The 14,131-nt window shown below is 64.0% G+C and carries 12 protein-coding genes, 1 tRNA gene and 1 pseudogene; 3 read left to right on the top strand and 11 right to left on the bottom strand.

The window, feature by feature from the left end; translation table 11 throughout:
• The first annotated feature begins 82 nt into the window (after positions 1–82).
• Positions 83–1,195, top strand: coding sequence for a tetratricopeptide repeat protein (locus AC1RUR_RS18710; protein ID WP_492846569.1), 1,113 nt, complete (start codon positions 83–85; stop codon positions 1,193–1,195).
• 420 nt (positions 1,196–1,615) lie between these two features.
• Positions 1,616–4,732: an autotransporter outer membrane beta-barrel domain-containing protein gene (locus AC1RUR_RS18715; protein WP_492846571.1), complete on the top strand. Its 3,117-nt coding sequence runs from the start codon at positions 1,616–1,618 to the stop codon at positions 4,730–4,732.
• 272 nt (positions 4,733–5,004) lie between these two features.
• On the opposite strand, the gene AC1RUR_RS18720 is transcribed toward AC1RUR_RS18715, so the two are convergent.
• From AC1RUR_RS18720 to AC1RUR_RS18755, 8 genes are all read right to left on the bottom strand, one after another.
• On the bottom strand, positions 5,005–5,277 hold the full coding sequence (locus AC1RUR_RS18720; RefSeq protein WP_011083553.1) for a BQ00720 family protein: 273 nt from the start codon (positions 5,275–5,277) through the stop codon (positions 5,005–5,007).
• A gap of 51 nt (positions 5,278–5,328) precedes the next feature.
• A complete protein-coding gene (locus tag AC1RUR_RS18725) occupies positions 5,329–5,754 on the bottom strand; it encodes an Hsp20 family protein (protein ID WP_008141238.1) in 426 nt (141 codons plus the stop codon).
• Between the two features lie 260 nt (positions 5,755–6,014).
• Entirely contained in the window at positions 6,015–7,100 is a 1,086-nt protein-coding gene (locus tag AC1RUR_RS18730; RefSeq protein ID WP_492846574.1) for a sn-glycerol-3-phosphate import ATP-binding protein UgpC, read from the bottom strand.
• Between the two features lie 120 nt (positions 7,101–7,220).
• Positions 7,221–8,069: a sn-glycerol-3-phosphate ABC transporter permease UgpE gene (gene ugpE / locus AC1RUR_RS18735; RefSeq protein ID WP_492846576.1), complete on the bottom strand. Its 849-nt coding sequence runs from the start codon at positions 8,067–8,069 to the stop codon at positions 7,221–7,223.
• Positions 8,069–8,950, bottom strand: a complete 882-nt coding sequence (gene ugpA / locus AC1RUR_RS18740) for a sn-glycerol-3-phosphate ABC transporter permease UgpA (protein WP_492846578.1) — start codon at positions 8,948–8,950, stop codon at positions 8,069–8,071. Before ugpA ends, ugpE begins: the two co-directional genes overlap by 1 nt.
• A gap of 45 nt (positions 8,951–8,995) precedes the next feature.
• Positions 8,996–10,312 (bottom strand): sn-glycerol-3-phosphate ABC transporter substrate-binding protein UgpB, encoded by a 1,317-nt coding sequence (gene ugpB / locus AC1RUR_RS18745; RefSeq protein ID WP_492846580.1) that lies wholly within the window; start codon positions 10,310–10,312, stop codon positions 8,996–8,998.
• 368 nt (positions 10,313–10,680) lie between these two features.
• Positions 10,681–11,883: a CaiB/BaiF CoA transferase family protein gene (locus AC1RUR_RS18750; RefSeq protein WP_492846582.1), complete on the bottom strand. Its 1,203-nt coding sequence runs from the start codon at positions 11,881–11,883 to the stop codon at positions 10,681–10,683.
• 174 nt (positions 11,884–12,057) lie between these two features.
• Positions 12,058–12,483, bottom strand: coding sequence for an organic hydroperoxide resistance protein (locus AC1RUR_RS18755; protein ID WP_011083560.1), 426 nt, complete (start codon positions 12,481–12,483; stop codon positions 12,058–12,060).
• A 155-nt stretch (positions 12,484–12,638) separates the two neighbouring features.
• On the opposite strand from AC1RUR_RS18755, the gene AC1RUR_RS18760 reads away from it, so the two are divergent.
• On the top strand, positions 12,639–13,097 hold the full coding sequence (locus tag AC1RUR_RS18760; RefSeq protein ID WP_492846585.1) for a MarR family winged helix-turn-helix transcriptional regulator: 459 nt from the start codon (positions 12,639–12,641) through the stop codon (positions 13,095–13,097).
• A 1-nt stretch (position 13,098) separates the two neighbouring features.
• Here the strand turns inward: AC1RUR_RS18760 and AC1RUR_RS18765 are convergent.
• From AC1RUR_RS18765 to AC1RUR_RS18775, 3 genes and pseudogenes are all read right to left on the bottom strand, one after another.
• Positions 13,099–13,344: pseudogene (locus tag AC1RUR_RS18765) on the bottom strand (GIY-YIG nuclease family protein); the annotation flags it as partial.
• 137 nt (positions 13,345–13,481) lie between these two features.
• A tRNA-Ala gene (locus AC1RUR_RS18770) sits at positions 13,482–13,557 on the bottom strand.
• A gap of 101 nt (positions 13,558–13,658) precedes the next feature.
• Positions 13,659–14,069: a TIGR02300 family protein gene (locus tag AC1RUR_RS18775; protein ID WP_492846588.1), complete on the bottom strand. Its 411-nt coding sequence runs from the start codon at positions 14,067–14,069 to the stop codon at positions 13,659–13,661.
• Positions 14,070–14,131: the final 62 nt, after the last annotated feature.

A 14,131-nucleotide genomic window follows, 5' to 3' on the forward strand; every position in this document is an offset into this window, starting at 1 on the left:
AGGGCCGGGCGCCATGACATTTCTCCGTCAGCTCTGATCGATTGGGCGTCCCGGCACGGATTTGGCGCGGGAATTTTCAGACATGATGTGCGGTTCAAAAGGGCGCTTCTTCGGCCTGCTGTGCTCGGTCACGATCGCTGTGACGGCCGTGGCGCAGGCCGACGAGGCATCCAACGATCGCGTCATCGCCGAGAAGACCGCGATCATCGCCTCCGACCCGGCCAATGCGGCCGCCTACGAGCTGCGGGGAGAAGCCTACTATCTCAAGCGGGACTGGAATCGCGCCTTCGAGGATTGCAGCGCTGCGATCCGGATCGATCCGAACTTCGGGCGTGCCTATCATTGCCGCGGCCGCGCCTATTCCGCCAAAGGCGACCGCGATCATGCGATGGCCGACTACAACGAGGCCATCCGCCTCGATCCCGATTATGGCGCGCCCTACACCTCGCGCGCCGAGGAGTATTTCAACCGCCGCGATTTCGATCTCGCGATCGCCGGCTTCACCGAGGCCATCGAACGCAGCCCCAAGCAGGCCTACCGTGCGCTCATGATGCGCGGGCAGGTCTATGCGGTGAAGGGCGACGCCGATCACGCCGCCGCCGATTACACCGAGGCGATGCAGAGGAATCCGGCCGCTGCCTGGCCCTACGAGCTGCGAAGCAACATTCGTCTCAACAAGGGCGAGATCGATGCAGCCCTGGACGACTGCGACAGCGCCGTCCGTCTCGAGCCCGGAAGTGCCGGCGGCCATTATTGCCGGGCCATCGTGTTCCTGAACAAGGACGACACCGACGGTACCATCCGGGAGCTGGACGACGTCACGAGAATGATGCCGTCGTTCCAGAAGGCCTATCGCATTCGCGCCGTCGTCCTGCACAGGAAGGGCGACGATAAACGGGCCCTTGCCGATTTCGACGAAGCGATTCGGCTACAGCCGCGAGATTCGGCGGTCTACAACGATCGCGCCAGCGTGTTTCGCGACCTTGGACAGCACGACCGCGCGCTCGCCGACTACAACGAGGCGATCCGGCTCGATCCGAAAAGCCAGTCCGCCCTGGCCAATCGCGGCCTTCTCTACATGATGATGTCCGACGCCAAGCACGCGCGCGCGGACTTCAACAGCGTGCTCGCGCTGCCGCCGACCGACAAATGGGCGGTGGACACGGCGCGCGAAGGGCTGGGCTTCGTGAAGTGATGGGCGAGCGGCGTGCATCAGCTTCGATAAATCCGATAGCATGGGATCGTGCACTCAGAATGACGGTCGAGTGGCCGATACCTCACGCTTCCTGGCCCGTGCCGCATCCGGAGAATCCGTCCCCGGAGTGCTCGTCGGTTCAATTTTGCCCATGTATTCAGTGATATGCGCGTTCGCTGCGACATTCTGAATGGTCCTCTCTCCTGAGGCTACGGCGAAGGTTGGCCGCCACCTGGATTGCGCTGCCCCCGGACGAACGCGCGCTGGTAACACTGTGTCCGGTCGGACACAGAAAAAGGGAATTGGTAACGGAGCTGGTGGCACACCTTGCGGGCTCCATGTGCCCCCTGCAATCTCCAGTAATCTGCCGGCAAGGCCTCCAATATTCAGCCGACTCGGCGGCAAAAAGCGGGTGGGGGCATGTCGAAACAGATTCCGGCACATGGCGTGCCGCGCGTCCTTTCATCGTCGATTGATCTTGATGCGTCGAAGCGGCGTGGCTCGCTGCTCGCGAGCACGGCGTGTGCAGGCGTGTTCGTCGCAATGATCGCCGGCCATCCGGGGAGCGCGCTGGCGCAATCCTGCTCGACCAGCGGCTCCAGCCCGGTCACCGTGCTGTGCGACGCGCCCGGCAGCACGATCACGACCGCGAATACGACCAACAGCACCAGCCCGAACGCGGCGACCAACGACCGGGTGCAATCGTTCAATGCCGATACGATCGGCACCGTCACCGCCAACACCACCGTCAACGGGTTCGGTCTTCAGCTTGCTCCGACCGGCTCCGGCCGGACCATCACGATGACCAACAGCGGCATCGTGACGACGAACCAGGCGGCCGTCTCCGCAATCGGCCTTGTCGGCAACGGCGGCGCCGTCAGTTACTCGGGCAGCGGCAGCGTCATCAACACGGCCGCCGGCACGGCCCTCAGTGCCTCCAATATAGGCAGTGGCTCCGTGCTCGTCACGAGCGACGGCAGCGTAACCACCGGCGCCGGGGGCATCGGCATTGATGCGGCGACCAGCGGCACCGGCAGCGTGACCGTCAGCGGCAGCGGCAACGTGACGTCGGGTCTCGGCATCGGTGCAGTCGCAAGCGGTGGCGGCGACGTGACGGTGACCGGAAGCGGCAATATCACCGCGGGCGGCCAGGGCATTCACGCGACGGCATCAGGCGGCAACGGCAACATCGTGATCGCACGTGACGGCGTCATCTCCTCTGGCGGGATTGCCATCGTGACGTCGGTTGCTGGTGCGGGCACGTCGACCGTGACCATCTCCAGGGACGTGACGTCGAGCGTTGGCGAGGGCGTGTTGGCCGTCACACAAGCCGGAACCAATACGGTGACCGTCACCAGCGGCACGGTCCGCTCAAACTTTCCCGGCTCGAACGCCATCAGTGTGGGGTCGAGCAGCGGCGACATCAACGTCACGATCGGATCGGCCGCGACCTTGCGCACATGGAACAGTGGCGGCAGTGTCGGCGTCGACGCATTTTCCTCGACGGGCAATGTCACGATCGCGAACAGCGGCACGATCATCGGTAACGTGGGTGGTGTCAGCACGTTCACGGGCGGGGTCTCGACGGTCATCAATGCCGGCAGCATCACGGGCCTCACCGGCACCGCGGTGAGCTTCGGTTCCGGAAGCAACAACCTTCTCGTGATGGACGGATCGAACGCAAAGCTCGTCGGCCTCGCCATCGGCCACGGCACGGACACCTTCCGTTTCGCGGGCAGCGGGAGCAACAGTTTCGACGTCAGCCAGATATCGACCGGTTGGGCGCTGCTCGACAAGACGGGGTCGTCCAACTGGACGCTCACGGGTACCGCGACCTATACCGGTCCGGTGACGGTGAACGGCGGCACCTTGTCGGTGAACGGCGATCTCTCCTCGGCCAGCAGCATCGCCGTGAATGCCGGCGGCACGCTCGGCGGCAACGGCACTCTCGGTGCCGTCGCCATCAATGGCGGCTCGCTGGCGCCCGGCAATTCGATTGGCACGCTGACAACCGCGAGCCTGACCATGACGGCGGCCTCGACCTATCTGGTGCAGGTCTCCGGCGCGATCTCCGACAAGACAATCGTCACGGGCATCGCCAGCATCAATGGCAAGGTGGTGGTGGATCCGCTGACGCGGGTGTCGGCGACAACGACCTATACCATCATGACCGCGGGCGCGGTGAGCGGCAGCTTCTCCGGCGCTGAATTCCTCAGCGCGAACAGCTTCGCCCGTAACGCGCGGCTGAGCTATGTCGGCAGTGATGTACTGCTGACGCTCGATCCCGGCACGCTCTCGTCCTCGCTGCCGGGCAATGCCAACATCAATCAGCGGAACGTTGCGGCAGGAATCGACAATGCGCTGATCGGCGGCGCTGCGATGCCGGCCAGCTTCAATGCGCTGTTCGCGCTCTCGGGCACCCCTCTGCTCAACGCGCTGACGCAGGCCTCGGGCGAGACGGCCACCGGCGCGCAGCAAACCACGTTCAACGCGATGAACATGTTCATGGGCGTGCTCACCGATCCGTTCGTTGCTGGTCGCGGCGATCCGCGTTCGTCCGGCGGTGCTGCGGGTTATGCGGCCGAGGACAGCGACGCGCTCGCTTATGCTGCCGGCCGCAAGCGCAGCGGCGCCGAGCGTGACGCCTACGCCGCGATCTATCGTAAAGCTCCGGTGCAGGCCTTCGAGTCGCGCTGGAGTGTGTGGGCTGCCGGCTTCGGCGGCTCGCAAACCACCGACGGCAACGCAACGACAGGCGCCAACGCCGCCACCAGCCGCATCGCCGGCGCGACCGCGGGCGCCGACTACTGGTTCTCGCCCGATACGGTCGCAGGCTTCGCGCTCGCCGGCGGTGGCACCAACTTCTCCGTGGCCAATGGCGGCACCGGCCGTTCCGACCTGTTCCAGGCCGGCGCCTTCGTGCGCCATCATGCAGGTGCGGCCTATGTCACGGGCGCGCTGGCCTATGGCTGGCAGGACATCGCCACCGATCGCAATGTCACGATCGCAGGCCTCGATCATCTCCAGGCACGCTTCAACGCGAATGCGTATTCCGGCCGGCTGGAAGGTGGCTATCGCTTCGTCGCTCCCGTGATCGGCGGCGTCGGCGTCACGCCCTATGCGGCCGCGCAGTTCACCACGTTCGATCTGCCGGCCTATACGGAGCAGGCGATCACCGGCAACAACGCGTTTGCCCTGACTTACGGCGCCAAGAGCGTCACCGACACCCGCAGCGAGCTCGGCCTTCGCAGCGACAAATCCTTCGCCATGGCCGATGGCATCGCGACATTGCGCGGCCGTCTCGCCTGGGCCCATGACTTCAATCCTGACCGCGCCATCGGCGCGACCTTCCAGGCGCTCCCCGGTTCGAGCTTCGTCGTCAACGGCGACGCGCAAGCCGCCGACTCCGCGCTCGTCACCGCGTCCGTCGACAAGAAATGGCTGACCGGCTGGGCCGCTGCTGCGACGTTCGAAGGCGAATTCTCGAACGTTACGCGCAGCTACGCCGGCAAGGGCGTGGTGCGCTACGCGTGGTGAGACTGCTGCGCCGCCTCTAGGCCACGAGAGCCGAGGACGCGATAGCCTCACACTTCGTCATTGCGAGGAGCCCTTGCGACGAAGCAATCCAGACTGTCTCTGCCGAAAGATCTGGATTGCTTCGCGGAGCCTGTCATCGGGCCGCGCTTCGCGCGGACCCGGTGGCTCGCAATGACGAGGAGAGTGCGGTGCGTGCCGCTCAAATAAAAACGGGCATGCCTTCCTGCGAAGGCATGCCCGCCAAAAACTCTAATCCTGCGACGCGTGCGTGCTTAGTGCACGCTCACCGCTTGCAGCTCGTTGCTCCAGGCGTTGGCGACCGCGGCTTCGCGGCTGTCGGTCAGCATGATCGGCGTGCCGTCGGCGGCGTGGAGTGCGAAGAGCTTGAGGCCCGGCGCAATCTTCGGAGCTTCGGGAAACAGGCCCGGAACATCCTCGGAGCGGATCTGCTTCACATAGGCGATATGGCCTTCGCCGAGGGTTGCCAGTGTCTCCGGAGAGACGTTCTTGGCTTCGTATTCGAACGCAACGTGACCTTCACTCATGGTCTCGACTCCTTCACAGAAACTAAGCGGTCGAGTCCGCTACTCGTTCCATTATTCGTGCTCATTGATAGCGATTGTCTTAACGATCCTCTCCGGTTCAGGCCGGGCAAGATCGATCGACAACAGCCCGTTCTTCAGATCCGCACCCAGCACCAGCATCCCCTCTGCCAGCACGAAGGTGCGCTGGAAGTGGCGCGCGGCGATGCCGCGATGGATGTATTGCCGGGTCTTGTCGTCCTGCTGCCGCCCGCGGATCACGAGCTGGTTTTCCTCAATGGTTACATCGAGTTGGTCGCGCGTGAATCCGGCGACCGCCAGCGTGATGCGCAAACGCTCGGGCTGGCCGTCCGCTTGGCCGCACCTCTCGATATTGTAGGGAGGGTAGCCGTCGGCGCCTTTGACGACCCGATCGAGCACGCGCTCGATCTCGTCGAAGCCCAGAAGGAACGGACTGGAAAGCGTGGGAACACGAGACATAGTTTACAAAGTCCTCTCGAAGCGACTTTGGCATTTCAGGGCCCGGAAGCGGCGCCCCTTGGTCAGCAATATGGGCATATCCCCGTGGTGGTTCAAGCACGTAGCGGGGGGCTGTGGATTCAGCGCTTCGACTGCGCAGGCGGGACAGGGCCGGACATGACGAGCTCCGCGGGGCCGACTTATCCCAATGAAAACAACTCCCCTTCTACTGTGCATGGGGTTGTTTTCGCTGTTCCTGGTCGAGCTCCGCGTGGAACCGGTCAGGCCTCCAGCCGCGTCCGCCCGTCGCCGCTGAAAAGGTGCAGCTTCGGCCGTATCGCCGCGACCCGGATCCTCGCGCCGATGGCCGGGGCCTCGGTTCCGGGAATGCGGACGATGACCTCACCGGGCGGCAGCTCGCCGGGGATGGTGGCGACGCGCTGCTCCTCCTGCGCGCGGGACCCGTAGACGAAGGTTTCGGCGCCGACGCGCTCGATCGCTTCCACGGTGAGCGGGAGTGCGACGCCGCCGGCCGGGGTCTGGTCGGTGATGACGAAATCCTCCGGGCGGATGCCGAGGATGCCGGCCTCCGTCGCAGCACCACTGAGCTGCGACTTGATCTCGTCCGATCGCGTCGACATCAGATTCATCGGCGGTGCGCCGATGAAGGAGGCGACGAAGGTCGTCGCCGGCTTCTCGTAGATCGCCAGCGGATTGCCGACCTGCTCGACCTCGCCGCCATTCATCACCACGAGAACGTCGGCGAGCGTCATCGCCTCGAGCTGGTCGTGGGTGACGTAGATCGACGTCGTGTTGAGCCGGCGCTGCAATTTGCGGATCTCGACGCGCATCGCGATGCGCAGCTTGGCGTCGAGATTGGACAGCGGCTCGTCGAACAGGAACACTTTCGGCTGGCGCACGATGGCGCGGCCCATCGCGACGCGCTGGCGCTGGCCGCCGGAGAGCTGGCGCGGCTTGCGCTCCAGCATCGATGTGAGCTCGAGCACGCGCGCGGCTTCCCCGACGCGGGTCTTGATCTCGTCTTCCTTCATGCCGCGGTTGCGCAGGCCGTAGGCCATGTTGTTGTAGACGCTCATATGCGGATAGAGCGCGTAGTTCTGGAACACCATCGCGATGTCGCGATCGGCGGGCTCGATCTGGTTGACGATGCGGCCGCCGATGTCGATCTCGCCGCCGGTGACGGTCTCGAGCCCTGCGACCATGCGCAGCAGCGTGGACTTGCCGCAGCCGGAGGGGCCGACCAGCACGCAGAACTGGCCGTCGGCGACGTCGACGTTGACGCCCTTGATGGCCTCGAAGCCGCCGGGATAGGTCTTGCGCACGTTGCGCAGGGTGACGTTAGCCATTGCGAGCTCCGCTCGCGCGAGTGGCGAATAGGGAGTAGCGAATAGTGGAGCAGTGGGGCATGCTCGATCCATTCGACCGTCGGCGCACTATTCGCCATTCGCTATTCGCCATTCGCCCTCTCACTTTTCCGTCTCGACCAGTCCGCGCACGAACAATTTCTGCATGACGACGACGACGAACACCGGCGGCAGCATGGCCAGCACGGCGGTCGCCATCACGATCGGCCATTCGGTCAGCGCGTCGGTGGTGGTGATCATCTTGCGGATGCCGACCTGGATGGTCTGCATGTCGTCGCGGGTGGTGATGAGCAGCGGCCAGAGATATTGATTCCAGCCGAGGATGAAGAGGATCACGAACAGCGCCGCCATGTTGGTGCGCGACAGCGGCAGCAGCGTGTCCCAGAAGAAGCGCAAGGGGCCGGCGCCGTCGATGCGCGAGGCTTCCAAGAGCTCGTCCGGCACGGTCATGAAGAACTGGCGGAACAGCAGCGTCGCCGTGGCCGAGGCGATCAGCGGCAGCGCCAGGCCCGCATAGCTGTCGAGCATGTGCAGGTCGGCGACGATCTTGTAGGTCGGATAGATGCGCACCTCGACCGGCAGCATCAGGGTGATGAAGATGATCCAGAAGATCGGCATCCGGAACGGAAAGCGGAAATACACGATCGCATAGGCCGAGATGATCGAGATCGCGATCTTGCCGACCGCGATCAGGAGCGCCATCACCAGCGAGTTCAGCATCATGTTGCCGACCGGCTCGCGGGTCGAGCCGCTCGTGCCGACGAAGATGGTCTGGTAGTAGGTCTCGAAGAAATGACCGCCGGGCAAGAGCGACATCTGCCCGTTCGCGATCAGCGCGTTGTCCTGGGTCGAGGCGACGATCGCGATGTAGACCGGGAAGGCGACGATCGCGATCCCGATCCACAGGATGAAATGGGCGACGTAGCGCCTGATGCCCTCGTCCTCGACCATCAGTAGGTCACCTTGCGTTCGACGAAGCGGAACTGGATTCCCGTCAGCACGATAACCATGACCATCAGGATCACCGATTGCGCCGCCGAGCTGCCGAGATTGCCGCCGAGCAGGCCGTCGGAATAGACCTTGTAGACCAGCGTCTCCGTCGACTTGCCGGGACCGCCGCGGGTCATGGTGTCGATGATGCCGAACGTGTCGAAGAAGGCGTAGACGATGTTGACGACCAGCAGGAAGAAGATGGTCGGCGACAGCAGCGGGAAGGTCACGGTCCAGAACCGCCGCATCGGGCGTGCGCCGTCGATCGCGGCGGCCTCGAACACGCTCTTCGGGATGGCTTGCAGGCCGGCGAGGAAGAACAGGAAATTGTAGGAGATCTGCTTCCAGGCGGCGGCGAGGATGATCAGTGCCGCGGCCTGGTCGCCGTCGAGCAGCGGATTCCAGTCGATGCCCATGCCTCGCAGATACCGCGACAGCACGCCGAGCGAGGGATGCAGCATGAAGATCCAGAGCACGCCGACGACGGGCGGTGCGACCGCATAGGGCCAGATCAGCAGCGTGCGGTAGAGCATCGAGCCGCGCAGCGGCTTGTCGGCCATCACGGCCAGCAGCAGCGCAAAGGACAACGACGACACCGCGATCGCGAACGAGAAGAAGAAGGTCCGGACGATCGCTTCGAAATAGGCGCGGTCCCTGAACAGCTCGACGTAATTGTCGAACCAGACGAAGCTCGTCGACAGTCCGAAGGCGTCCTGGAGCAGGAAGGACTGGATCACCGCCTGCAAGGCCGGCCAGTAGAAGAAAATCAGGACGATCGCGAGCTGCGGCGCAACCAGCGCGTAAGGCAATAGCTTCGATTGGAAAATGGCTTGCTTTTGCATGATGGACGGCACCGGCAGGCCGCGTGGCCTGCCGGTGCCTTCGCCTTATTTTACAGCGGTCTTTTCGAACTGGCGCAGCATCGTGTTGCCGCGTTCGACGGCGGCGTCCAGCGCCTGCTTGGCGGTCTTCTTGCCGGCGAGCGCCTGCTCGATCTCTTCCGACCAGACGTCACGCAGCTGCACCATGTTGCCGAGGCGCAGACCGCGCGAATTGTCGGTCGGCTCCTTGTTGGTCAGCTCGATCAGCGGCGTCTCGAGATAGGGCTGGTCCTTGTAGAAGCCTTCCTCCTTCGCCTTGGCATAGGCCGCCTTGGTGATCGGCAGATAGCCCGAGGCCTTGTGGATGTAGACCTGGCGATCGGTGTCGGAGAGGAAGGTCAGGAACTTGGCCACGCCCTTGTATTCCTCGGCCGACTTGCCGCCCATGACCCAGAGTGAAGCGCCGCCGATAATCGAGTTCTGCGGTGCGCCCTTGACGTCGGGATAATACGGCATCGGCACGGCGGTGAAGGCGAACTTGGCCTGCGCCTTGACGTTGCCGAAGAACGCCGACGAGGTCAGGTAGATCGGGCATTCGCCCGAGGTGAAGCGGCCTTCGCCGGTGTTGGTGCGGCCGGCATAGTCGTAGACCTTGGTCTTCTGCAGCTCGACCAGGGTTTCGAGGTGCTTGACCTGAAGCGGTCCGTTGAACTCCAGCACGGTGTCGAAGCCGTCGAGGCCGTTGGCCTTGCTGGCAAGCGGCAAATTGTGCCAGGCGGAGAGCTGCTCGAGGTTGACCCAGGTGATCCAGGAGCCGGAGAAGCCGCAGGTGTCGTGACCTGAAGCCTTCAACTTCTTGGCGGCCTCGAATGTTTCAGGCCACGTCTTGGGGATCTCGACGTTGGCCTTCTTCAGCTCGTCGAGGTTGACCCACATCACGGTGGACGACGAGTTGAACGGGAACGACAGCATCTCGCCCTTCGAGGTCGAGTAGTAGCCGGTGATCGCGGGCAGGTAGATCTTGGGATCGAACTTCTCGCCGGCCTCGGCCATCAGCTTGTAGACCGGCTTCACCGCGCCGGTCGCGGCCATCATGGTCGCGGTGCCGACTTCGAACACCTGCATGATGTGCGGGGCGTTGCCGGCGCGGAACGCGGCGATGCCCGCGTTCATCGTATCGGGGTAGTTGCCCTTGTAGGTCGGGATGACCTTGTAGTCGGTCTGCGACGCGTTGAAGTCGGTGGCGAGCTTGACGATGACGTCGTTGTTGGCGCCGGTCATCGCGTGCCACCACTGGATTTCGGTCACGGCCAGCGCCGGCGAGGCCGACATGCCAACCGTGAGTGCAAATGCGGCAGCCGCCCCATAGTGTCGAAGAGCCATCAAGAAATCCTCCCTTGCCCGTCAATAAGAAGCGCTTGCGCTAGCAGCGCCATATGACGTTCACATGACTGTGTAAGCGGGAGAAACGAAAGCAGCAAGCGCGGCCAAATGGGAAGCCGTCAAATAGGCGAATGCGACACGGGCAGCCCGGTCCGTTCGCGCTGCACATGCGTGGTCGCGCCGCAGTGCGGCATCGTTCAGATCTCTCTAAACCTCTCCCGCTTGCGGGAGAGGTCGGCGCGCAGCGCCGGGTGAGGGCTTTCTGCACTTGGGGATTGTCCCGTTGCGGAGGCACCCTCTCCCCGACCCTCTCCCGCAAGCGGGAGAGGGAGCTCACCTGCCCCTGACGCTCGATCTTCGTCTTTATCTCAGCGCTTGCGCTCGGGGCCGCAGACCGTGCCGTTCTCGATCATCGCGTCGATCTCGGCCTTGGAATACCCGAACTCGCCCAGCACCTCCTGCGAGTGCTGGCTGAATTTCGGCGGCAGGCGGCGCAGGCTCGGCTTGCTGCGATCGAGCCGGATCGGCGAGGCCACGCCCTTGTACCAATCCTTCTCGATGACATCGCCGCGGGCGATGGTGTGCGGGTTGGTCAACGCCTGGTCGATCTTCTGCACGGGCCCTGCGGGAAGGCCGGCCGCGAGCAGGCGATTGCACAGCGGCTCGGCCTCGTGCTGGCTGAACACGGCGGCAAGCTCGGCGCGCAACGCCTCGCGGTTGGCGATGCGGTCCTTGTTGCGGGCAAAGCGCGGATCGGTGCCGAGCTCGGGCTTGCCGATTTCCTTGGCGAGCTTGCGGAAGGTGCCGTCATTGCCGACGCCGATGAAGATGTCGTCGGTCTTGGTCGGGAAGATCGCGTAAGGCACGAGGTTCGGGTGCTCGTTGCCGGTCAGGCCAGGCGGCTTGCCATGCATGAAATAGTTCGCGGTGTGCGGATGCATGATGGCAAGGCCGGTCTCGTACAGCGTTGTCTCCAGGAACTGGCCCTTGCCCGAGCGCTGCCGCTCCGACAGCGCCATCAGGATGCCGATCGCCGCATACAGGCCGGTGCCGATGTCGACCAGCGGCACGCCGATCCGCATCGGCCCGCTCTCGGGCGAGCCGGTCGCGGCGATCATGCCGGTCATGGCCTGGATGATGGCGTCATAGCCGGGATTGCCGCCGCGCGGGCCGTCGGCACCGAAGCCGCAGATCCGGCAATGCACGAGGCGCGGGAATTTCTTGCTGAGGATTTCGTTGCCGATGCCCCATTTCTCCAGCGTGCCCGGCTTGAAATTCTCGATCAGGACGTCGGCCGTCTCCAGCATCTTCAGCAGCACGATTCTGCCGCCCTCGGAGGCGAGGTCGAGGCCGATCGAGCGCTTGTTGCGGTTGATACCGATGAAATAGGCCGCATCCTCGTCGTGGAAGGGAGGGCCCCAGTCGCGCACCTCGTCGCCGGCGGGCGGCTCGACCTTGATCACGTCGGCGCCGTGGTCGGCGAGGATCTGGGTGCAGTAGGGACCGCCGAGCACGCGCGTGAGATCGATGACGCGCAGTCCGCTCATTGCGCCCAATGCTGCTTCAGTCATGCCTTCGCTTCCCCTGTATCGATATTTGATCACAGGCCTAGCGAGGTTTTTTTGCGCCAGCAATGGCTTGCTGCGTAGGGCCTCATGCGCTGCCGCAGCGCAATCCCGCAATGTGGGAAATCAGCGGAATGGCCGGCCCGAGGGGGATCCCGGGCCAGCCGATCCGCTTGACGATCAGACGACCGTCAGGCGAACGTCGACATTGCCGCGCGTGGCATTGGAATAGGGGCACACCTGGTGCGCCTTTGCGACCAGCGCTTCGGCCTCGGCGCGGGCAAGGCCCGGCAGCGAGACGGCGAGGTCGATGTCGAGGCCGAAGCCGCCTTCGGAGCGCGGGCCGATGCCGACGGTGGAAGTGACGGCAGCGTCGGCGGGAACCTTCGGGCCGCCCTGCGAGGCCACGAACTTCATCGCGCCGATGAAGCAGGCGGCGTAGCCGGCCGCGAACAGCTGCTCGGGATTGTTGCCGGCGCCGCCGCCTCCGCCGAGCTCCTTCGGCGTGGTGAGCTTGACGTCGAGCGCGCCGTCGAGGGTTGCGGCATGGCCGTCACGGCCGCCGGTGGCCTTTGCGCTGGTCTTGTAGAGGACGTTCACGGACATTTTTCGTCTCCTCGGGTCTTCCGGTTGGGGTGCAGTCCGTATCGCAAACAATTAGATTGTGCGCAATTTAAATTTGCATGCCTCACATTTAATTGTTCGCAATTGAATGTGGCGCCGGCCGGTCCCAGAATGGAGGAAACCGTGTGAGATTCTCGATGCCCCGAAAACTATCGGCTCTCGACCCGCAGCGCCTCGACAACCAGATCTGCTTTGCGGTCTATTCGGCCGCCCATGCCTTCAACCGCGTCTACAAGCCGCTGCTCGACCGGCTCGGCCTGACCTATCCGCAATATCTGGTGATGCTGGTGCTGTGGGAGCGCGATGACGTGCCGGTCAAGGACATCGGCGAGCGGCTGTTTCTGGATTCGGGCACGCTGACGCCGCTGCTCAAGCGGCTCGAGGCCGCGCATCTGGTCAAGCGCACCCGCTCGAGCGAGGACGAGCGTCAGGTGCTGATCGCGCTGACGCCGCAAGGGCACGCGTTGAAGGAGAAGGCGCGCAGCGTGCCGCAGTCGATCCTGGCGGCGTCGGACTGCTCGGTGTCGGAGCTGGTGGCGATGAAAGACGAGATCGTCGCGCTGCGCGACCGGCTGAATGCGGTGATCGGGGAGTAGGGGGCTGGCAGAGCCGCTTTTTCGAGAAAGCGCGGCCCGAGTGTGACTTGAGATACTTCTCGAATTCCAGGGCTTTCATCTTGTCAGGGAAAGCGCAGTACCAAACCAGCTTCCACGGCTTGAACTTGGCGGTGTGAGCGGACTTACCGGCGTTATGCTCCGGAAGCCGCCGCTTCAAATCCTCGGTTGCGGCAACGTATTCTTGGTCGGCGAACTCGATGCTGCGGATGATGTAGACGTACCACATCGATGGCTCGCACGGAAGAAAGCGAAGGCTAGGGCGCGCCTAACAGTCCGTCTTCGCCCTGCGGGCTTCGCCGGACACCACGCTTCACCCTTCGGGCTCTGCGCGGCTGCGCCACGCGTAGCCCGAAGGGCGAAGCGTGGTGGAGCCAGGCGGGATCGAACCGCCGACCTCTTGCATGCCATGCAAGCGCTCTCCCAGCTGAGCTATGGCCCCTTAAGTCTTCCAGTGGGGAGGATCCTGGGGGATCCGTCCCGGCCGGCGAGCGCCTCAAGCGACTCGCGCGGTGCACCCTTTTTCACAGATCAGGGCTGATCTCAAGTCTCTTCATCGCCTCCGACATCACCAATGATGTCCGTCACGTCCTCATCGCCCTCTTCTTCGTCGGCGATGAAGGTCGAATCATCGTCATCGTCGTCGTCGAGGGTCTCGTCGACCTCGATATCGTCCTCCGATTCGGGCACGACGGCTTTGACCTTGCCGGTGTTCTCTTCGGCATCGGCCTCCTCGAGGGAGACCAACTCTTCGGCCTCCACGGGCTCCGGCGTGGTGTCGGCGGCCGCTGCATGCCGGGCTTCGGCGCCGCGGGTCGCGCGCGCAGGTGCCACCGGCGCGATCGGCACCACTTCGCCGGTATAGGGCGAGATCACCGGATTCTTGTTGAGGTCATAGAACTTCTTGCCCGTGGTCGGGCAAATACGTTTGGTTCCGAGTTCGGACTTGGCCACGGCAGAGGAATCCTGGGAATGTCTGAAAAGCGGTGTTTCACTTGGCTAGTTGGCGGCCCGCT

This window comes from Bradyrhizobium sp. GW821-FHT12B03 (genome assembly GCF_058807535.1).

Coding starts and splice junctions, on each gene's coding strand:
- AC1RUR_RS18710 (WP_492846569.1), top strand. CDS start 83: ATGATGTGCGGTTCAAAAGGGCGCTTCTTCGGCCTGCTGTGCTCGGTC.
- AC1RUR_RS18715 (WP_492846571.1), top strand. CDS start 1,616: ATGTCGAAACAGATTCCGGCACATGGCGTGCCGCGCGTCCTTTCATCG.
- AC1RUR_RS18720 (WP_011083553.1), bottom strand. CDS start 5,277: ATGAGTGAAGGTCACGTTGCGTTCGAATACGAAGCCAAGAACGTCTCT.
- AC1RUR_RS18725 (WP_008141238.1), bottom strand. CDS start 5,754: ATGTCTCGTGTTCCCACGCTTTCCAGTCCGTTCCTTCTGGGCTTCGAC.
- AC1RUR_RS18730 (WP_492846574.1), bottom strand. CDS start 7,100: ATGGCTAACGTCACCCTGCGCAACGTGCGCAAGACCTATCCCGGCGGC.
- ugpE (WP_492846576.1), bottom strand. CDS start 8,069: ATGGTCGAGGACGAGGGCATCAGGCGCTACGTCGCCCATTTCATCCTG.
- ugpA (WP_492846578.1), bottom strand. CDS start 8,950: ATGCAAAAGCAAGCCATTTTCCAATCGAAGCTATTGCCTTACGCGCTG.
- ugpB (WP_492846580.1), bottom strand. CDS start 10,312: ATGGCTCTTCGACACTATGGGGCGGCTGCCGCATTTGCACTCACGGTT.
- AC1RUR_RS18750 (WP_492846582.1), bottom strand. CDS start 11,883: ATGACTGAAGCAGCATTGGGCGCAATGAGCGGACTGCGCGTCATCGAT.
- AC1RUR_RS18755 (WP_011083560.1), bottom strand. CDS start 12,483: ATGTCCGTGAACGTCCTCTACAAGACCAGCGCAAAGGCCACCGGCGGC.
- AC1RUR_RS18760 (WP_492846585.1), top strand. CDS start 12,639: ATGCCCCGAAAACTATCGGCTCTCGACCCGCAGCGCCTCGACAACCAG.